The 18482-nt window shown below is 65.8% G+C and carries 15 protein-coding genes and 1 tRNA gene; 12 read left to right on the top strand and 4 right to left on the bottom strand.

What is annotated here, in order from left to right:
* Positions 1–137 precede the first annotated feature (137 nt).
* The 5 genes from serS to BJF92_RS11010 all read left to right on the top strand — a co-directional run bounded on the left by serS (position 138) and on the right by BJF92_RS11010 (position 5697).
* Positions 138–1421 (top strand): serine--tRNA ligase, encoded by a 1284-nt coding sequence (serS, locus tag BJF92_RS11030; protein WP_075634804.1) that lies wholly within the window; start codon positions 138–140, stop codon positions 1419–1421.
* A gap of 114 nt (positions 1422–1535) precedes the next feature.
* Positions 1536–2324 (top strand): 5'/3'-nucleotidase SurE, encoded by a 789-nt coding sequence (surE, locus tag BJF92_RS11025; protein ID WP_075635019.1) that lies wholly within the window; start codon positions 1536–1538, stop codon positions 2322–2324.
* On the top strand, positions 2324–2977 hold the full coding sequence (locus BJF92_RS11020) for a protein-L-isoaspartate(D-aspartate) O-methyltransferase (protein WP_075635018.1): 654 nt from the start codon (positions 2324–2326) through the stop codon (positions 2975–2977). The genes surE and BJF92_RS11020 overlap by 1 nt, the downstream gene beginning before the upstream one ends.
* A 210-nt stretch (positions 2978–3187) precedes the next feature.
* Complete coding sequence (locus BJF92_RS26070) at positions 3188–3850, top strand: hypothetical protein (RefSeq protein WP_075634803.1); 663 nt, start codon at positions 3188–3190, stop codon at positions 3848–3850.
* Positions 3851–4134: 284 nt separating this feature from the next.
* Positions 4135–5697 carry a peptidoglycan DD-metalloendopeptidase family protein gene (locus tag BJF92_RS11010; RefSeq protein ID WP_075634802.1) on the top strand — a complete coding sequence of 521 codons (1563 nt, stop codon included), beginning with the start codon at positions 4135–4137 and terminating at the stop codon, positions 5695–5697.
* A gap of 90 nt (positions 5698–5787) precedes the next feature.
* On the opposite strand, the gene BJF92_RS11005 is transcribed toward BJF92_RS11010, so the two are convergent.
* Positions 5788–6669, bottom strand: coding sequence for an ATP-binding protein (locus BJF92_RS11005; RefSeq protein ID WP_075634801.1), 882 nt, complete (start codon positions 6667–6669; stop codon positions 5788–5790).
* A 351-nt stretch (positions 6670–7020) separates the two neighbouring features.
* On the opposite strand from BJF92_RS11005, the gene yajC reads away from it, so the two are divergent.
* The 5 genes from yajC to BJF92_RS10980 all read left to right on the top strand — a co-directional run bounded on the left by yajC (position 7021) and on the right by BJF92_RS10980 (position 12162).
* The gene (yajC, locus tag BJF92_RS11000) at positions 7021–7356 is read left to right on the top strand and encodes a preprotein translocase subunit YajC (RefSeq protein WP_075634800.1); all 336 of its coding nucleotides are present in this window, start codon (positions 7021–7023) and stop codon (positions 7354–7356) included.
* A gap of 53 nt (positions 7357–7409) precedes the next feature.
* The gene (secD, locus tag BJF92_RS10995) at positions 7410–9947 is read left to right on the top strand and encodes a protein translocase subunit SecD (protein ID WP_075634799.1); all 2538 of its coding nucleotides are present in this window, start codon (positions 7410–7412) and stop codon (positions 9945–9947) included.
* Between the two features lie 175 nt (positions 9948–10122).
* Entirely contained in the window at positions 10123–10509 is a 387-nt protein-coding gene (locus BJF92_RS10990) for an Mth938-like domain-containing protein (protein WP_075634798.1), read from the top strand.
* 7 nt (positions 10510–10516) lie between these two features.
* Positions 10517–11407, top strand: a complete 891-nt coding sequence (locus BJF92_RS10985) for a phytoene/squalene synthase family protein (protein ID WP_075634797.1) — start codon at positions 10517–10519, stop codon at positions 11405–11407.
* A gap of 326 nt (positions 11408–11733) precedes the next feature.
* Entirely contained in the window at positions 11734–12162 is a 429-nt protein-coding gene (locus BJF92_RS10980; protein ID WP_075634796.1) for a hypothetical protein, read from the top strand.
* 68 nt (positions 12163–12230) lie between these two features.
* Here BJF92_RS10980 and trmFO read toward each other — a convergent pair whose 3' ends face one another.
* Both trmFO and BJF92_RS10970 read right to left on the bottom strand, forming a co-directional pair.
* The gene (gene trmFO / locus BJF92_RS10975) at positions 12231–13694 is read right to left on the bottom strand and encodes a methylenetetrahydrofolate--tRNA-(uracil(54)-C(5))-methyltransferase (FADH(2)-oxidizing) TrmFO (RefSeq protein ID WP_075634795.1); all 1464 of its coding nucleotides are present in this window, start codon (positions 13692–13694) and stop codon (positions 12231–12233) included.
* A gap of 235 nt (positions 13695–13929) precedes the next feature.
* Positions 13930–14073: a DUF1127 domain-containing protein gene (locus BJF92_RS10970; RefSeq protein WP_075635017.1), complete on the bottom strand. Its 144-nt coding sequence runs from the start codon at positions 14071–14073 to the stop codon at positions 13930–13932.
* A 1030-nt stretch (positions 14074–15103) separates the two neighbouring features.
* Here BJF92_RS10970 and BJF92_RS10965 point away from each other — a divergent pair.
* Both BJF92_RS10965 and tig read left to right on the top strand, forming a co-directional pair.
* Positions 15104–15188 (top strand) — tRNA-Leu (locus BJF92_RS10965).
* A 168-nt stretch (positions 15189–15356) separates the two neighbouring features.
* On the top strand, positions 15357–16859 hold the full coding sequence (tig, locus tag BJF92_RS10960) for a trigger factor (RefSeq protein WP_075634794.1): 1503 nt from the start codon (positions 15357–15359) through the stop codon (positions 16857–16859).
* 165 nt (positions 16860–17024) lie between these two features.
* Here the strand turns inward: tig and sthA are convergent, their stop codons facing one another.
* Positions 17025–18449, bottom strand: coding sequence for a Si-specific NAD(P)(+) transhydrogenase (gene sthA, locus BJF92_RS10955; RefSeq protein ID WP_075634793.1), 1425 nt, complete (start codon positions 18447–18449; stop codon positions 17025–17027).
* Positions 18450–18482 lie beyond the last annotated feature (33 nt).

Below are 18482 nucleotides of genomic sequence, written 5' to 3'. Positions count from 1 at the left end.
AAGGCTCAGAGGGTGAGCGCACCCTTTCCTCGCGCGCCTGTCACGCCGTGGTCGACACCGTGCCCCTGCGCGGCAATTTTTCCGGCGCATCCTGCCTGAGGCAGGCCCTGCGTCCATCTTCATGTTTGGAACGTGTCATGCTCGACATCAAATGGATCCGCGACAATCCCGAGGCTCTCGACCAGGCGCTGGCCAAGCGCGGCCAACAGGCGCTGTCCGCATCGCTGATCGCGCTCGACGAGCGCCGGCGCGCACTGGTGCAGACGCTGCAGGACATGCAGGCCCGCCGCAATGCCGCCTCCAAGGAGATCGGCGCGGCCATGGCCGCCAAGGATTCGGCACTGGCCGACAGGCTCAAGGCCGAAGTGGCCGAGATGAAGACCAGCATGCCGGCGCTGGAGGAGGAGAGCAAGGCGGTCGATGCCGAGCTTGCAGACGCCCTGTCGCGCATCCCCAACATTCCCCTTGACGACGTGCCGGTCGGCGAGGACGAGGCCGGCAATGTCGTCGCCCGCACGGTCGGCGACAAGCCGCGCTGGAACCATCCGGCGCTCGAGCATTTCGACATCGGCGAAAAACTCGGCCTGATGGATTTCGAGCGCGCGGCGAAGCTTTCCGGTTCGCGCTTTACCGTGCTGACCGCCCAGCTTGCCCGGCTGGAGCGCGCCCTTGGCCAGTTCATGCTGGACCTGCACACCGGCGAGCATGGCTATACCGAGGTGTCCTCGCCGCTGATGGTGCGCGACGATGCCATGTATGGCACCGGCCAGCTGCCGAAATTCGCCGAGGATCTGTTTCGCACCACCGATGGCCGCTGGCTGATCCCGACGGCCGAGGTGACGCTGACCAACCTCGTTTCCGGCGAGATTATCGATGCCGAGCGCCTGCCGCTGCGCTTCACCGCGCTGACCCCGTCCTTCCGCTCCGAGGCCGGTTCGGCCGGGCGCGACACGCGCGGCATGCTGCGCCAGCATCAGTTCTGGAAGTGCGAGCTCGTCTCCATTACCGATGCCGATCAGGCGATCGCCGAGCATGAGCGCATGACGGCCTGCGCGGAAGAGGTGTTGAAGCGTCTCGGCCTGCATTACCGGGTGATGACGCTGTGCACGGGCGATATGGGCTTCTCCGCCCGCAAGACCTATGATCTGGAAGTCTGGCTGCCCGGCCAGAACACCTATCGCGAAATCTCCTCCTGCTCGGTCTGCGGTGATTTCCAGGCGCGGCGGATGAATGCCCGCACGCGTGGCCGCGACGAGAAGGCCACCCGCTTCGTCCATACGCTGAACGGCTCGGGCACCGCCGTCGGCCGGGCGCTGATCGCGGTCCTTGAGAACTATCTGAACGACGACGGCTCGGTAACTGTTCCTGAAGCATTGCTGCCCTATATGGGCGGGCTGAAGCGAATCGAACGCGCCGCCTGAGAGACCTGATCGATCGGTCCCTGTGGGAGCGGCCCGAGCCGGCGATATGACGCCGCCGGCTTGGGGATCGTGCGACCGGCCGTTCGCCGCGCTGCCTGGGATCTGGATACGCTGATGCGCATTTTGCTGACAAATGATGACGGCATTCATGCCGAGGGTCTTTCCGTGCTGGAGCGCATCGCGCTGAGCCTGACGGACGACGTCTGGGTGGTGGCGCCGGAGACCGACCAGAGCGGTCTCGCCCATTCCCTGACGCTTTCCGAACCGTTGCGCCTGCGCCAGATCAGCCAGCAGCGTTTCGCCCTGCGCGGCACGCCGACCGACTGCGTGATCATGGCGATCCGCAAGGTGCTGGACCGCAAGCCCGATCTCATCCTCTCCGGGGTCAATGCCGGCGCCAACATGGCCGACGACGTGACCTATTCCGGCACCATCGCCGGCGCCATCGAAGGCACGCTGCAGGGTGTGCGCTCCTTTGCGCTGAGCCAGGCCTTTCACTATCCCTTGAGTGGGCCAATGCCCTGGGCGGTCGCCGAGACCCATGCGGCCGGTCTCCTGCGCAAGCTGATGGCCGTGGATCTGCCGGATGGCACCTTCCTCAATCTCAACTTTCCCAATTGCCCGCCGGAAGAGGTCGAGGGCGTCGAGGTGACCTCGCAGGGCAAGCTCGATTTCGGCTTGACCATCGACGAGCGTACCGACGGGCGGGGCCACCCCTATTTCTGGCTGCGCTTCGGCGAGCGCGTCGGCGATTTCCGCGCAGGGACCGACATCCAGACCCTGCGCGAGCGCAAGATCTCGGTGACGCCGCTCAAGCTCGACCTGACGGATTATGCGGTACAGGACCGTGTGGCGGCCGCGCTGATCGCGCCCGACGAGGCCGAGCGCGGAGGCGCGGCGTGATCGCGTCCGCACTGGTCGAGCAGGAAGGCTTTGCCGCCATGGTTCTGCGCCTGCGCGCGGAGGGCCTGACCGCCAAAGGCTTGCTCAACGCCGTGGAGCAGACGCCGCGCAGCGTTTTTGCCCCGCCGCTCTACAAGCGCGAGGCGCTGTCTTCCCGCCTGGTTCCGCTCGATTGCGGCTCCTTCATGGAAGGCTACGACTTTGCCGTGCGCATCCTCAATGCGCTGAACGTCAAGCCCGGCCAGCGCATCCTCGAAGTCGGCACCGGCTCGGGCTTCACGGCCGCCGTCATGAGCCGGATCGCCGAGCGCGTCCTGACGATCGACCGCTACCGCTCGCTGGTCGCCAGCGCCCAGCGCGGCTTCGAAGAGCTCGGCATCCGCAACATCATCGCCCGTCAGGGGGATGGCAGCAACGGCCTGATCGGGGAGGGGACGTTCGACCGCATCCTCGTCACGACGGCCTTCGACAGTCTTCCGCGCAGCTATACCGATCATCTGGTCTCCGGCGGCGTCTTGCTGCTACCGATCATGATCTCGGAAACTGACTGTCGCATGGTGCGCATCACCCGCACCGGCAGCCGCTTCGAGCGCGAGGACCTGTTTTCCGCGCCCTATCTGCCGATCGTGCCCCAGCTGGCCGCCTATCTCTGATCCCTTTGCCGGAGAGGCACCCTTCGCAAGGCCGGTCCACCGCCTGCGTGCGCTGCCGCACCGACGGTGCGCGTTCTTAACCAAAGCTTAACATATCCAGTCCGGCGCAAGTTCGCGCGCGTAGGCCTTTGGCAATAGGTGTGTGTTTGGGCCCGTTCGAGTCGCTCGGATTGCCATATGGCACACACGCCGACGCGCAGGAGGCTCCCCATGCAGGTCGATAGCAGATCCAATCCAGGCCAGACGGGCGAAAACAGGAATGCCCGGCAGGTCCGTGTCGCCGGTGCGGCAGAGACGTCCACGCGGCCCACCACCACGGTTCAGGTCGGCGGCGTCACCAGCGGCTTCGACCCGAGTTCGCGCGTGGCGCTCTCGGCCGAGGCGATGCTGTTCCTGAGCTATGGCACCAAGCGCGCGCCGGTGGCCGAGAAATATCCGCCGCTGACCCATGACGAATGGGCCAACAAGCTCTCGCCGCAGCTTGCTGCGCGCGAATATCAGGCTTTCGGCCGCTATACCGAGACGGGCGATTACAAGGCCTATTACCGCGCCTTCATCGACTACTATGATAATCTGCGCCCGGAAGACCAGACCAGCCTGCGCTATTTCGGCACGCGCGACGCGGCCGTGGCCGGCCTGCGCTCCATGGATTACAGCGACGGCACGGAAACGGGCACCAAGGTGTTCACCACCCTCGTCAGCGCCCTTCTGGATGGCGAAAAGACCGATCTCGACACGCCCGAGCGCCCGGCCTCCAACATGATCGCCGGCGACATGTTCGGCTGGGAGGCTCCGGCCTTTTCCTATGATGACGGCTCGGAGCGCCGGGGTCCGCTGTCCGAAATCGAGAAGTTCTACACCGAGGATTTCTGACCACATCGGGCGGGCGCAAAATTGACGGATTCGCACGCCAGCATACCCTTCGTTCAACCCGATGCTGACGCTGTCATGCATGACCGGCCGGTTTCGCAGCCTCCAAAGGCCGTGTGCCTCGTGTTTTTCCCGCGCGAAAAAGCCCGCCGCGCCAGGGCTTTGCGCTTTTGTTAAGGTTATCGAATAGACAGGCATTTCGCGCTTTTGCCGCCGGCTTAACCGCCCGGTAACTCTAATGCGTTTTAATCAATCCACATCGAGTTGAGTTTCGAAGTGGGTGCGACATGCGTGTCAGTGGTTCGTCGAATGTTGGAATGCCGGTTTCCCGCCTTATGGTGGCGATCTTGCTGGCAAGCGCTGCCACCGGCTGCAGCTCGGACTCCTCGCGCTTTGGCGGGCTGTTCAATCGCTCGGATCTTGTGACGACCAGTTCCGTCAACGCCGCGCCGGTGCCGCAGGGCGATGTCGGTCAGGGCGGGATGGATATGGGCCGCAACCAGGCGCTGGCGCAGCCGATGCCGACCCAGCCCGGCCGCGTGGCTTCCGCCAGCGTCGCGCCGGTGTCGCGTGCTCGCGCCGCCAGCCAGCCCATCGCCGTGCAGCGCACCGAGCTTGCCGAGCCGACAGCCGTTGCGCCGACGCGCAGGCCTGCTGAAACGCACCAGGTCGCCGCGTTGGAGCGTAAGCCGGCGCTGGCCGATCCCATCGCCACGGGCACGACGCCGAGCGCTTCTGCTGCAGCCAAGAACGGCTGGTCGAGCGGCGCCAACGCGCCCGCCGTCATGCTGCGCCAGGGCGAGACCATTGCCACCCTGTCCAAGCGCTACGGCATTCCCGAAAAGGAAATCCTCAAGGCCAATGGCCTGACCTCGGCCGCGCAGGCCGAGCCTGGCCAGCGCATCGTTATCCCCACCTTCGGCGTCTCCGGCAGCGCGGCCAAGGCTTCGGCCTCCACGCAGGCTGCGAGCCTCGATGTCGACAAGCAGAAGAACGTTCCCGACCTGCCGGCCCAGCGCGATGTCGCCATCCTGCCCGGCCAGAGCCAGTCGCGCGAGAAGAACTCCTCGTCCAAGGATCTGGCTCTGGGCAAGCAGCCCGAGGCCGGCGCCGGCGACAAGAAGGGCTCCTATGTCGTCAAGCCGGGCGACTCGCTGAACCGCATCGCCAAGCAGAACGGCGTGACGGTGGAGGAACTGCGCGCGGCCAATGGCATGTCCAACGGCACGATTCGCGTCGGCCAGGAGCTGAAGCTGCCGGCGAAGACGGAACAGGTCATGACCGCTTCGGTCAAGCCGATGGCCGCGGCTCCGGCAGCGGTTGCCGCGGCTGAGCCGCAGCCGGCCGCCAAGAAGGCCGCACCCGCTGCCGCCAAGCATGAGGCCGAAACGCCCGCAGCACCCGCCGTTGCCAAGCAGTCGGTGACCGAAGTCGCCGCGCGCGACGATGGTTCGGATGCGCCGAAGGCGACCGGCATCAGCAAGTATCGCTGGCCGGTGCGCGGCGCGGTGATCGCCGGCTATGGCGCCAACGTCAACGGCAACCGCAATGACGGCATCAACATCTCCGTGCCCGAGGGCACGCCGATCAAGGCCGCCGAAAACGGCGTGGTGATCTATTCGGGCAGCAGCCTGAAGGAGCTCGGCAATGCCGTGCTGATCCGCCATGACGACGGCACAGTCACGGTCTATGGCAACGCCTCCGACCTCAAGGTCCAGCGCGGCCAGAAGATCCAGCGCGGCCAGACCATCGCCGATTCGGGCATGAGCGGCACGGCCACGCAGCCGCAGGTGCATTTCGAGGTGCGCAAGAGCGCGACGCCGGTCAACCCGGCCACCTATCTCGAATAGTACAGCGACCCATCAGCGCAAAAAATCCATTCTGCGCAAAGGCCACCGTTTCCTCCCGGAACCGGTGGCCTTCTGCTTTGGTGTCATAGGTTACGGCAGCCGCCTGCCTTCGCGCCCGGCCAGGTCCTGGATGAACTGCCAGGCGACGCGGCCCGAGCGGGCACCACGCGTGGTGGCCCAGGTCAGCGCCTCGGCGTGCAACTGCGCGCAGGGCGTCTCAAGGCCGAAGGCCTGCGCATAGCCGTCGATCATCGCCAGATAATCCTCCTGGCTGCATTTGTGAAAGCCGAGCCAGAGGCCGAACCGGTCCGACAGCGAAACCTTCTCCTCCACGGCTTCCGAAGGGTTGATCGCGGTCGACCGCTCGTTCTCCATCATGTCGCGCGGCAAAAGGTGGCGGCGGTTGGAGGTGGCGTAGAGCAGCACATGGGCCGGTCGGCCCTCCACCCCGCCATCCAGCACCGCCTTCAGCGACTTGTAGGAGGTGTCGTCATGATCGAAGGAGAGATCGTCGCAGAAGACGATGACCGGCGCCGGCGCATCGCGCAACAGGTCGAGCAGAAGGGGCAGGGTGGCGATGTCCTCGCGATGCACCTCGATCAGCTTCAGCGCCACGCCGGTCTCGCTCGCCACGGCCGCATGCACGGACTTGACCAGCGAGGACTTGCCCATGCCGCGCGCGCCCCACAGGAGGACATTGTTGGCCGGCAGGCCGTCGGCGAAGCGGCGGGTGTTCTCGTGCAGGATGTCGCGCACGTGGTCGACGCCCTTGATCAGCGCAAGCCCGATGCGGTTTGGCCGGGGTACGGGCTGCAGGTGGCGGCGCTGCGGCGACCAGACGAAGCAATCGGCCGCCGCCCAGTCGTTTTCGGCCGGTGCCGGCCCTGCGATCCGCTCGAGCGCCGCCGAGAGCTTGCGCACCTCTGCGATGAGCGTGTCGATCCTGTGTCCGTCCAGAGCGCGCTCGTCCATGGCCTCATCCTCTCCAAGATCTCGTGCCGCCGCGCGCCAAAGCATGTCGGGCGAAAGGCGGTCGCCGGTTTTGCGATCGCGACATGCGACAAAACAGGCACGTAAAGCGCGGGAAGCGAATCTGAAAGATCGCGTCGCGCTTTATCATGGGTGTCTGAGGATGGACAGGGGCCGGATCCGGCCCGGCCAAGGCGCGATCACGCGTCTGTGCTTGTATGAGGGCTGCCGCAGGCCTTGTTTGCCTGCTGCATTCGCCCCCGCCTCTGTTGCATTCGAAGGCGTCTTTCCTATAGTGCCGGCCGGAAAAGCCGGGCCAATCCCGGTCTCAGGAAAAGTTTCAAGGAGTTTTCGATGTTCGTGACGCAAGCATTCGCGCAGACGGGCGGCCCCACGGCGGGCGGCGGCACCACAGAGATCATCATGTCGATCCTGCCGTTCCTGCTGATCTTCGTCGTCATGTACTTCATGATCATCCGGCCCCAGCGCGCCGCGATGAAGCGCCGCGAAGAGCTTCTGCGCAACATCCGCCGCGGCGATCAGGTGGTGGCCGGCGGCATTGTCGGTCGCGTGACCAAAGTCGTTGATGACAGCGAGGTCGAGGTGGAAATTGCTGACGGCGTCAAGATTCGTGTGGTACGCAGTGGTATTTCCGAAGTCCGCGTGAAGGGCGAACCCGTCAAGGAATAAGGCTTTTCGGCCTTTGGCGGTCCGTTCTTAGACCGCCAGAGCCCGAGAGCGCGATGCGTCAGCAGAATGGTTTTCCCCCGATCTCTCGCTGGCGTGTTCTGCTGGTCTGGCTGATCGTCGGCTTGAGCATCGCCGTCGCCGGCCTCAATCTCGTTCCCGCCAGCATGCTGGACAAGGCGCCGGCCGCGCTCGCGGACCGGCGTCTGCATTTCGGGCTGGATGTGGTCGGCGGCTCGCAGCTCGGCCTGCGGGTCGAGCGGGGCGCGGTCATGGCGCAACGGCTGCGCGTGGCCGTCGAGGCGGTCGGCGCGCGGCTGAAGGCGGTGCGCATCGCCTATCGCGATCTCGCCGGCGCCGGCGATCGTCTTTCCGTGACCATCACCGATCCCGCCCAGCTGCAGCCGGCGCTCGATGCGCTGAAGGCGCTGACGGGCGGCGGCAGCGATCTGGCGCTCCTGCCTGCGGCGGGCGCCACCCTGTCCCTGCAACTCACCCCGCAGGGCGTCGACCAGCGCATTGCCGCGCTGCGTGACGAGACGATCCCCGTCATTCGCCGGCGTCTCGCCGCTCTGGGGCTGGAAGGCGGCATCGTCCAGCCGCGCGGGCGCGACCGCCTCGCCATCCAGGTCAGCGGCGATATCGATGCCGAACGGCTGAAAACCGTGCTCTCCACCACCGGCGAGCTGACCTTCCATCTCATCGACAAGTCCGTCTCCGTGGCTGAGGCCGAGGCAGGCCAGGTGCCCGCGGGCAGCGCCGTGTTCTACACGGCGGACGATCCGCCGGTGGGCACGCTGGTGCGCCGGCAGCCGATCGTATCGAGCCATGATGTCGTGGCCGCCGAGGCCGTTACCGATGGCTCGGGCGCCCCGGCGATCGACCTGCATTTCGCTCAGGATGCCGGCAAGCGCCTGGCCGATGCGACGGAAGAGGCAGTCGGCGGCAGCATGGCCGTGGCGCTCGACGGGCTGATCGTCACGGTGCCCACGGTCTCGGGCGCGATCACCGGCGGCTCGGTCCGGCTTGCGCCGGAAATGACGCCGGAGGGCGCGCAGGATCTCGCCATGGTGTTGCGGGCGGGCGCACTGCCCACCAGCGTCGCCGTGGTGGAGGAACGCTCGTCCGGCGCGGGGCTGAGGGCGGATGCGCTGAGCCTTTTGATCTTCGCCGGCCTTGTCGCCACGGTGCTGATCGGCGCGCTGATGGTCGGGCTCTATGGCCTGTTCGGGCTTGTGGCGACCGGGGCGGTGCTGCTCAATGTGGTGATGATCATCGCCGTGCTGACGCTGACTGGCCTGCCGCTGACGCTTCCCGGCGTGGCCGGCGTTATCCTGACGATCGGCATGGCGGTGGATGCCAATGTGCTGATCTTCGAGCGCGTGCGCGAGGAGGCCCGGCGGCGCGGCAACGCGGTGGATGCCGTCCGTTACGGCTTTCAGAACGCCTTTGCCGGCATTGCCGATGCCAATATCACCACGCTGATGGCGGCCATCGTGCTGCTCTATCTGGGCGCCGGCACCGTGCGCGGCTTTGCCGTGACGCTGGCGATCGGCATCGTCACCACGCTGTTCACGGCCTATACCGTCAGCCGCATCGTGCTGGAGGCGGGCCTCGGCCGCAAGGCGCTGTCCAAGGCGGTGGCGGGCATTCACACCGGCTTCTTCGCCACGGCGGCGATCCGTTTCATGGCCGCGCGCAATATCGTCTTCTCGACCTTGTCGGTCCTGTCGCTGGCAAGCCTCCTGCTGCTCGCCAATGTCGGCCTCAATCTGGGAATCGATTTTTCCGGCGGCTCGGTGGTGGAGCTCTCGGCCCGCCAGGGGGCTGCCGATCCCGACGATATCGCTGCGCGGCTGGAAGGGCTGAATATCGGCGATGTCACCGTCAGGCCGCTGAGCAATCCGCGCGACGTGCTGGTGCGCGTGCAGTCGCGCGACAGCGGCGACAATGCCGAGCAGACGCCCGTCATCCTCATGCGTGGCGAGCTGGAGGATGAATACCTGTTCCGCCGCGTCGATGTCGTCGCGCCCGTGGTCTCCGAAAGTCTGGCGAGCTCCGCGGCGCTCGGGCTGGCGGCGGCCGTGGCCGGCATCGCCGCCTATGTCTGGATGCGGTTTGCCTGGCAGTTCGCGGTCGGGGCCATCATCGCCATCCTGCATGACGTGATTCTGACGATCGGCCTGTTCACGCTGACGGGCCTGGAATTCAACATGACCGGCGTGGCCGCGCTGCTGACGATCATCGGCTATTCGCTGAACGATACGATGGTCATCTATGACCGCGTGCGCAGCGTCATCCGCCGTTTCCCGATGATGCCGCTTCCGATCGTCATCGACACGGCCATCAACCAGACGCTATCGCGCACGCTGTTGACGGCGGCCACCACGCTGCTGGCGCTTCTGGCGCTGGCCGTCTTCGGCGGGCCGCTGATCCGGCCTTTCGCGCTGGTGATGTTCTTCGGCATAACGGTGGCGACCTTCTCGTCGATCTATGTCGCCGGACCGCTGTTGATCCTCTTCCGCCTGACGCGAATGCGCCGCGCCGGCAGGCCGGAAAGCGGCGAGGTGGCGCCGGGCGAGAATTCGCCGTAAAGGACGGCCAGAAACGGCGGAGCGGATGAAACCCGAACCGCCGCAACGGGTTCCCTCCAGGGAGCCAGGCAGGCGCCGCGCGGGGCCCGGGGCTGTCAAACCAGTCCGGCCCTGAAGGCAGCCCTGCCTTCACGCAAGCCCGGCCTTCACGCAGGCCCGATGAAACGAGATCAGCATGAGACGGCCCATCGAAGTCCGCAACGCACATTTTCCCGGGCGCGCGCCCATCGACAGCTATGGCAATGGCGGCTTCCGCTTTGCCGGCATGTCGCATCGCGGCTCGCTCCTGCTCCTGCCTTCGGGGATTTACGGCTGGGACGTGGAGGAGGGGCAGGCGCTGGACGCAGGCCTGTTCGCCCGCCTGTTCGACGAGGTCGAGCCGATCGAATTCGTGCTGGTCGGCACCGGGGCCGATATCCGGCCGCTGCCTGCGCCGCTGCGCACCGCTTTTCGCGCGCGCGGCATGAACAGCGATCCGATGAGCACGGGAGCCGCCGTGCGCACCTACAACATCATGCTCGCCGAAGAGCGCCGCGTGGCCGCGGCCGTCATCGCCGTCTGACCGCGTCATGATCGCCAGTCCCGAACCCACAGCGGCGCCCGGAATCGCGGGCGCGCCCGCCGGCCTAGACCCCTGCCTCGCCACGCTGCGCGAGAATGACCGCGACCGCTATCTAGCCTGCCTGCTGGCGCCGGAAGCGGCGCGCCCGTCGCTCGCCGCGCTCTATGCCTTCCATGCCGAGATCGCCCGGGTGCGCGACGTGGTGCGCGAGCCTCTGCCGGGCGAAATCCGCCTGCAATGGTGGCGCGATGTGCTGGACGATCCTTCCGGCGGCAAGGCCAGCGGCCATCCCGTGGCAAAGGCACTGCTTCAGGCGGTGGCCGACCATCGCCTGCCGCTGCAGGTGCTGCACGATATGATCGATGCCCGGATCTTCGATCTTTATGACGATCCCATGGAAAGCCGCCATGCGCTGGAAGGCTATGCCGGGGAGACGGCGAGCGCGCTGATCCAGCTGGCCGGGCTGATGCTCGATCCGGCGGCCGTCGCCGGTGCGGCCGATGCCGCGGGCCATGCCGGCGTCGCCCAGACGGTGGCGGGGCTCTTGCTGCTGGCGCCGATCCATCGCGCGCGCGGGCAGGTGTTCTTCCCGCTCGACCTTCTGGCCGCCACCGGTCTCGACCGCGAGCGCTTCCTCGAAGGCCAGGACAAGCAGGCGCTTGCCCGCGCCGTGGATGCCATGATCGGTCTCGGCCGCGAGCATCTCACCAAGGCGCGCGCCGCCGCTCGTGGGCTCTCTCCCGCACTGCGGCCGGCCTTCGTCACCGTCGCCCTGGCCGAGCCCGTCTTCGAGCGGGCGGCAAGGGCGGGAGCGGCCGTGTTCGACCAGCCGGTGGCGCCCCCGCAATGGCGCCGGCAATGGCGCATGTGGCGCGCGGCGCGCTCTGGACGCTGGTAAAAAACTGGGCCCGGCGGGAGACCGGAAGCGAGACTGACGCAAGCCCGCTTTGAGACAAGGGCGGATGCCGGACAGTCTGACATCGGGACCGGCTTCAGAAAAGTCGAGCGTCGGACCGGGGAGCGCGCTGTTGCGCCGCTGCCTGTCCCGATTGCTCTGTAGCATCGGACCGAAAGGCGGGAACCGATTTTCGGGCAAATCCTATGCAAAAACAAAACCCTAAAGCATCGAACTGCCTATGATTTGCAGTTCGATTCTCTAGAGAGGGCGGCAAGGCAAGGGCGGGGCATCGCGGCTTGCGTCCTTGCCGCGGGAAGGAGACTGAGATGGATCTGCCGGTCGAATGGTCCTGGCTCATCGTCATCGGCGCGGCCTCGGCGGCCGGCCTGTTCTATCTGCGCATGACGCAGCGCGCCGAGGAAGAGCAGCGCATGCCGGATCCCGGTCTGGCGATCATCGAGTTCGGCCGCGCCTTTCCCGAGGAAGCGATTCGCGCCATTCATGCCACGCAGAACGGGCAAGCCACGTTCTTGCGGCTGCATGACGAGCGCGTGGGGCTGATGGTCTCCCACGGCGCCCATTATGCGTGCTACCGCTTCGAGGCCGGCCAGATCCGCCTCGACCATGCGCCGGATACGCAGACGCTCGCCATCGTCTTTCCCCAGTTCGCGAAGCTCGACGGGCTCTATCATTTCACGACCCCGGAGGCCGCCGCCGATGTCTCGCTCTGGCTGCTCGGCAGTTTCCGGACCTGAGCGTTGAGACTTTCCATCGCCCGGAAGCATCGAGGCGGTCCATCCGCATCAACGCCGATGTCGACCGGTCAGGCCGAGAGGTCTTGCCTGTTGACGTCGGAGGTCACGGCTTCCAGCCAGGCGGCGCAGTCGGAAAGCGCGCGCGCGGCGGTGGCGTGCTTCTTGGCCAGCGCCTTCTCCTTGCCGCGAAAGCGCTTGACGCCCTCGGGCCTGGTGAGCGCGCCGGGTTCCAGCGGCGGGAACAGGCCGAAATTCACATTCATCGGCTGGAAGGAGCGCTTGCCGGGCTCTTCTTCCTCCTCGGCCACCAAATGGCCGCCGGTAATATGGCCGAGCAGCGCGCCGAAGGCGGTGGTGGCGGGCGGCAGGCGCAGCGCCTGGCCCAGGCGTTCGGCGGCGGCGAAGCGGCCGGCGAGCAGGCCGATGCTGGCGCTCTCGACATAGCCCTCGCAGCCGGTGATCTGCCCGGCGAAGCGCAGGCCCGGCCGCCCTTTCAGGGTCAGCGTCGGGTCGAGCAGCGTCGGCGAGTTCAGATAGGTGTTGCGGTGCAGGCCGCCCAGCCGGGCGAACTCGGCCTGTTCCAGCCCCGGGATCATCCGGAAGATGTCGGCCTGCGCGCCATATTTCAGCTTCGTCTGGAAGCCGACCATATTATAGAGCGTGCCCAGCGCATTGTCCTGGCGCAGCTGCACCACGGCATAGGGCTTGACCTCGGGATTGTGCGCATTGGTCAGGCCCATCGGCTTCATCGGCCCGTGGCGCAGCGTTTCCCGGCCGCGCTCGGCCATCACCTCGATCGGCAGGCAGCCATCGAAATAGGGCGTGCCTTCCCATTCCTTGAAGCCCAGGCGATCGCCGGCCACCAGGGCGTCGATGAAGGCATTGTACTGCGCCTCGTCCATCGGGCAGTTGATATAGTCGCGGCCGGTGCCGCCGGGGCCGATCTTGTCATAGCGCGACTGATACCAGCAGATGTCCATGTCGATCGTGTCCTTGTGCACGATCGGCGCAATCGCGTCGAAGAAGGCGAGCGCATCCTGTCCCGTGCGGGCCTGGATGGCGGCGGCGAGCGACGGCGCGGTCAGCGGGCCGGTGGCGACGATCGCCTGGTCCCAGTCCTCCGGCGGCAGGTCGGTCACCTCCTCGCGCGTCAATGTGATCAGCGGATGCGCGGCGATCGCCTGCGTCACGGCCTCGGAAAAGCCGTCGCGGTCCACCGCGAGCGCGCCGCCCGCCGGCACCTGATGCTTGTCCGCGCAGGCCATGATCAGCGAGCCGGCCAGACGCATTTCCGCATGCAGCACGCCGACGGCGTTGCTGGTGGCGTCATCCGAGCGGAAGGAGTTGGAGCAGACCAGCTCGGCCAGGCTGTCGCCCTTGTGCGCCTCGGTGCCGCGCACGCCGCGCATTTCGTGCAGGATCACCGGAATGCCGGCGCTCGCGATCTGCCAAGCCGCTTCGCTGCCGGCGAGGCCGCCGCCGATGACATGGACCGGCGCAGGGAGGGGAGAAGGTGTGTCTTGATGCGTCATGCCCTGTGTCCTGACGCTTTGCGCCGGGAATTTCAAGCCCGGACATCGACCGCAGATTCGCTGGGCGTCGATGCCTGTGCGGGCAAGACTGGCTGCGCGCGCCATTCCTGAAACGCAAACGGCGCCCAAAAGGGCGCCGTCGGTCGATCGTTCTTCTGCCGCGTGAGGGCTTGAGCCGGCGCTCTCGGCATGCCGCCGGGCGTCGTCAGCTCCGCGCCTCCGCCTGGCGCCGTTCTTACTGGAACGAGCGCGAAGCGATGTTGCGGATGTCGTAGCGGGTGATGCCGATGTCCGACAGGGCGTGGTTCGACAGGCTGGCCAGCTCGGCCATCGTGCGGCGGTAGTTCATCCAGTTCTTGGCGATACGAAGCGGGTTCATGGTCATTTCCTCAACTGCGGTTTGTTTCGTGTGTTCTGTGGGGCATCGGCAGCCTCGCCGCCTTGCCCGGTGACGCTGTTCTACACCCGCCGTTTCGGGAAATGCAGTGCAATGAAAAGGCATCTGCTATGCATTTGTGCAAATGCCTGAATGTTTCTTGTGCAGATTTGCGATCTGGCTGAATTTTGGCGCGTGTGCTGCAATAGCAGGCGCACGCGATTTCTGCGCCGTCACCCGCCCGGAATTCGCTGCTCAGACGTTGCTTCAAGTCACGGATTTATAATGAAATTCCGGAAAGCCTACCGATGGGCGGGCCAATTTCCAACCCCTGTGCCCGAAGCCTGATATGCCGGCGGGATCGCTGTCGCCGCAACGGCACGATCGGCGTCTGTGCATCCCGCATCGCGAGGCGAGCGCACGGCTTGGAGATCATCGATCATGAAGAGGAGGAAAATGACGGTCGCTGCTGACCGTCCGGCACATGGCTGGCCTGAAACGCGCAACGCCCGCTGGGGGAGGAGGTCCAGCGGGCGTCGGCTAAGGGATCGACCGGCCATTGGGAGGAGGAGGGGCCGGCGATCAAGCGCGCCGCTCGAGAGGGAGGAGAGAAGCGGCTGCGTTAAATCGATTGATATCGGAGACGGCCTGTCGTCACCAGCGGCAAGGACGTATGGGAGGCCTGCGCCCGATGCATGGCTGGTGGCGCTGCGCCGGATCGTCTGCTCACATTAGGATTCCCTCTCAGCCCGCCGCACCGTCCCCTTCGGATCCGAGGCAGAATGGCGGCCATGGCCGGTCCGGGGCCGGGGTCCCTGTTGGACGTGACCGTGAGGCTTTCACGATGGCTTCCAGGGATAGGCTTGCCGGTTGCATGCCGGCTCAAGTCCCGGCCGTCCTCGGGGTGCGTGCGGCGGTCGCGGCGCAAACTGGGGATGAGTGGCGGCGAACGACAAAGAAACGCCCGGAAACACCCGCAAAAGCCCGCCGCAGCTTGCATCACGCACCCCTTTGTGAGATAGGGCGCGCTCAAGCGGGTATGGTGAAATTGGTAGACACGCCAGATTTAGGTTCTGGTGCCGCAAGGCGTGGGAGTTCAAGTCTCTCTACCCGCACCAGGATCAAGGCGATGCGGTTCGGCTGACAGGCCTCCGCCGGCCGGGGAGGTTTTCGGCCCGTCGAAAGCCGCCGGTTTGGCAGCTCGCAGCCGTCCCTGAAGCGAAGCATGGGCCCTAACGTTCCCTCTTGTCGGGAACGGGCCCCGCAACCGAAGTGAAGGTTTGAACATGCAAGTCATCGAAACGCGCTCCGAAGGGCTGAAGCGCGAACTGAAGGTCGTCATTCCCGCCGCCGACATGGCCGCGCGCATGGTCGAGCGCCTGGAAGAGGTCAAGGGCAAGGTCCGGATCAACGGCTTCCGTCCGGGCAAGGTCCCCTTCGCGCATATGAAGAAGATGTACGGCAAGTCCGTCATGGCCGAGCTCGTCAACGATCTCGTGCGTGACAAGCCTTCCGAGATCCTGAGCGGCCGCGGCGAAAAGTCCGCAACCCAGCCGGAAGTCGGCATGACCGAGGACCAGGCGGAAGCCGAGAAGATCCTCAATGCCGAAGCCGATTTCGAATTTACCCTGAATTACGAAGTCATCCCGAGCATCGAGCTCAAGGACGTTTCCGGCATCAGCGTCACGCGCGAAGTCGTCGCCATCGATGACAAGGAAGTCGAAGAGCAGATCCTCAAGATCGCCGAGAACGCTCGCACCTTTGAAGACAAGGACGGCGCGGCCGAAAACGGCGACCGCGTGACCATCGATTACCTCGGCAAGCTCGATGGCGAAGCCTTCGACGGCGGCAAGGACGAGGACGCCGAACTGGTTCTCGGTTCCAACCGCTTCATCCCCGGCTTCGAAGAGCAGCTGGTCGGCCTGAAGGCCGGCGACGAGAAGGTCATCACCGTCACCTTCCCCGCCGACTATCCGGCTGCCAACCTCGCCGGCAAGGACGCCACCTTCGACATCAAGGTCAAGACCGTCGCAGCCCCCGGCGCCGTCGAGATCAATGACGAGCTCGCCTCCAAGCTCGGCCTCGAATCGGCCGACAAGCTGCGCGAAGTCGTTCGCAGCCAGATCGAAGGCCAGTTCGGCCAGATCACCCGCCAGAAGGTCAAGCGCCAGCTGCTCGACCAGCTCGACGCGCTCTACAGCTTCGAGACGCCCGAGCGTCTGGTTGATGCCGAGTTCGACAACATCTGGCGCCAGATCAATACCGACCTGGAACAGGCCGGCAAGACCTTCGCCGATGAGGACACCACGGAAGAAGAAGCCCGCGCGGAATACCGCAAGCTGGCCGAACGCCGCGTCCGCCTCGGCCTGGTGCTCTCCGAAATCGGCGAAAAGGCCGAAATCCAGGTGAGCGACGAGGAAATGCAGCGCTCGCTGTTCGAACAGCTGCGCCAGTTCCCCGGCCAGGAGCGCCAGATCATCGAATATTTCCAGAAGACCCCGGGTGCCGCCGCCTCGCTGCGCGCGCCGATCTTCGAAGAAAAGGTCGTCGATCACCTGCTCGGCCAGATCAGCGTCACTGACAAGACCGTCTCCAAGGACGAGCTGACGGCGGAAGACGAGGACGATCTGCTGTCCGCCAAGAAGGCCGCCAAGACCAAGGCCGCCAAGGCTGAAGGCGAAGACGCCGCCCAGTCCGAAGAGGCGACCTCTTCCGAAGAGGCTCCGGCCCCGAAGAAGAAGGCTGCTTCCAAGAAGAAGTCCGCTGAGGACGACGCTGCCGCCGAGTAATCGGCCGGCCGTTTTTCGGAACGATCGAACCCCGTCGGTGTGATGCACCGGCGGGGGTTTTCATTGGGCGGCGTCCGTGGAGGACCTGTCTGCGCATGAAAAAGCCTCCGCGGGCGGTCCGCGGAGGCTCTTGATGCCTCAAACCGAACTGGGCTTCCGGCAGCCTCAGACCGAGACCGCCGTCACCGTCTTCACTTCGCCGTCGCCCATGCGGTTGGAGGCGTCCAGGCCGGCGATCTTGTAGGCCTCGGCCAGCGTCGGATAGTTGAAGGTGTTCTCGACGAAATATTCGACAGTGCCCTTCAGGTTCAGTACGGCCTGGCCGATATGCACCAGCTCGGTCGCGCCTTCGCCGACGATGTGAACGCCCAGCAGCCGGCGGGTCTTCAGCGAGAAGATCAGCTTTAGCAGGCCCGAATCAAGGCCCATGATGTGGCCGCGCGAGGTCTCGCGGAAGCGGGCAATGCCGCATTCATAGGGAATGCCGCGCTGTTTGACCTCTTCTTCGCTCAAGCCGCAGGTGGAAATTTCCGGCACGGCATAGATGCCATAGGGGAAGAATTTCGGCGGCTCCTTGGCGATGGCGCCCACGGCCACGCGCGCGGCGATCCGGCCCTGTTCCATCGAGGTGGAGGCGAGCGAGGGGAAGCCGACGACGTCGCCGGCGGCATAGATATTGGGCACGCTGGTCTGGAAGGTTTCCGGATTGACGCTGAGCCGGCCGCGATTGTCGGCCGTCAGCCCGGCGGCGTCGAGGTTCAGCGTGTCGGTCGCGCCCATGCGGCCGGCGGCAAACAGCACCATGTCGACGATGACGACGCGGCCGCTGTCGAGCTTGATATGCACTTTGCCGTCGGGCTGCCGCTCCACCTTCTCCGCCTTCTGGCCGAGATGAAGCTTCATGTTGCGGTCGCGCAGCTGATAGGTGAAATCCTCGACGATCTCCTTGTCGATGAAGTCGAGCATGGTCGACTTCGGATCGATCAGCGTCACGGCCGTGTCGAGCGCGCTGAAGATCGTGGCATATTCGATGCCGATGACGCCGGCGCCGATCACGGCGAGCGAACGCGGCAGCTCGGCGATATCGAGCAGCTCGTCGCTGTCGATCACCGTCTTGCCGTCGAAGGGCATGTAGGAGGGGCGGAAGGGCTTGGTGCCGACCGCCAGCAGGATGCTGGTGCTGGTGACCTGCACCGCTTCGCCGTCATCCTTCAGCACCTGCAGCGTGGTGGGATCGACAAAGCTCGCCTTGCCGCGCATGTGCTGCACACGGTTGCGGGCGAACTGGTGCTCAAGCACCTCCACCTCGTGGTCGAGCGTGATCAGCAGGCGGCGGCGCAGGTCCTCGGCGCTGATCTCCTGCTTGACGCGATAGGCGCGGCCGTAGAAGCCACGCTCGCGCCAGCCGGTGAGGTTCAGCGCGGTTTCGCGCAGGGTCTTGGAGGGAATCGTGCCGGTGTGGACGGACACGCCGCCGACGCGCTTGCCCTGTTCGATCACCAGAACCTTCTTGCCGAGCTTGGCGGCCTGGATGGCGGCCCGGCGGCCCGCGGGCCCGCTGCCGACGACGACGAGATCAAATTGAACCATGAGGAAGCCCTGTTCGCAAAGGTGAACGTTGAA

Origin of the sequence: Xaviernesmea rhizosphaerae (genome assembly GCF_001938945.1) — a bacterium.
GTDB classification, from domain to species: Bacteria; Pseudomonadota; Alphaproteobacteria; order Rhizobiales; family Rhizobiaceae; genus Xaviernesmea; species Xaviernesmea rhizosphaerae.
Note: the sequence above shows the minus strand (reverse complement) of the source record. Positions and strands in the feature narration are given on the sequence as shown.

Excerpts from the sequence above, each read along its gene's own strand:
- serS (WP_075634804.1), top strand. The coding sequence starts at position 138 with ATGCTCGACATCAAATGGATCCGCGACAATCCCGAGGCTCTCGACCAG.
- surE (WP_075635019.1), top strand. The coding sequence starts at position 1,536 with ATGCGCATTTTGCTGACAAATGATGACGGCATTCATGCCGAGGGTCTT.
- BJF92_RS26070 (WP_075634803.1), top strand. The coding sequence starts at position 3,188 with ATGCAGGTCGATAGCAGATCCAATCCAGGCCAGACGGGCGAAAACAGG.
- BJF92_RS11010 (WP_075634802.1), top strand. The coding sequence starts at position 4,135 with ATGCGTGTCAGTGGTTCGTCGAATGTTGGAATGCCGGTTTCCCGCCTT.
- BJF92_RS11005 (WP_075634801.1), bottom strand. The coding sequence starts at position 6,669 with ATGGACGAGCGCGCTCTGGACGGACACAGGATCGACACGCTCATCGCA.
- yajC (WP_075634800.1), top strand. The coding sequence starts at position 7,021 with ATGTTCGTGACGCAAGCATTCGCGCAGACGGGCGGCCCCACGGCGGGC.
- secD (WP_075634799.1), top strand. The coding sequence starts at position 7,410 with ATGCGTCAGCAGAATGGTTTTCCCCCGATCTCTCGCTGGCGTGTTCTG.
- BJF92_RS10990 (WP_075634798.1), top strand. The coding sequence starts at position 10,123 with ATGAGACGGCCCATCGAAGTCCGCAACGCACATTTTCCCGGGCGCGCG.
- BJF92_RS10985 (WP_075634797.1), top strand. The coding sequence starts at position 10,517 with ATGATCGCCAGTCCCGAACCCACAGCGGCGCCCGGAATCGCGGGCGCG.
- BJF92_RS10980 (WP_075634796.1), top strand. The coding sequence starts at position 11,734 with ATGGATCTGCCGGTCGAATGGTCCTGGCTCATCGTCATCGGCGCGGCC.
- trmFO (WP_075634795.1), bottom strand. The coding sequence starts at position 13,694 with ATGACGCATCAAGACACACCTTCTCCCCTCCCTGCGCCGGTCCATGTC.
- BJF92_RS10970 (WP_075635017.1), bottom strand. The coding sequence starts at position 14,073 with ATGAACCCGCTTCGTATCGCCAAGAACTGGATGAACTACCGCCGCACG.
- tig (WP_075634794.1), top strand. The coding sequence starts at position 15,357 with ATGCAAGTCATCGAAACGCGCTCCGAAGGGCTGAAGCGCGAACTGAAG.
- sthA (WP_075634793.1), bottom strand. The coding sequence starts at position 18,449 with ATGGTTCAATTTGATCTCGTCGTCGTCGGCAGCGGGCCCGCGGGCCGC.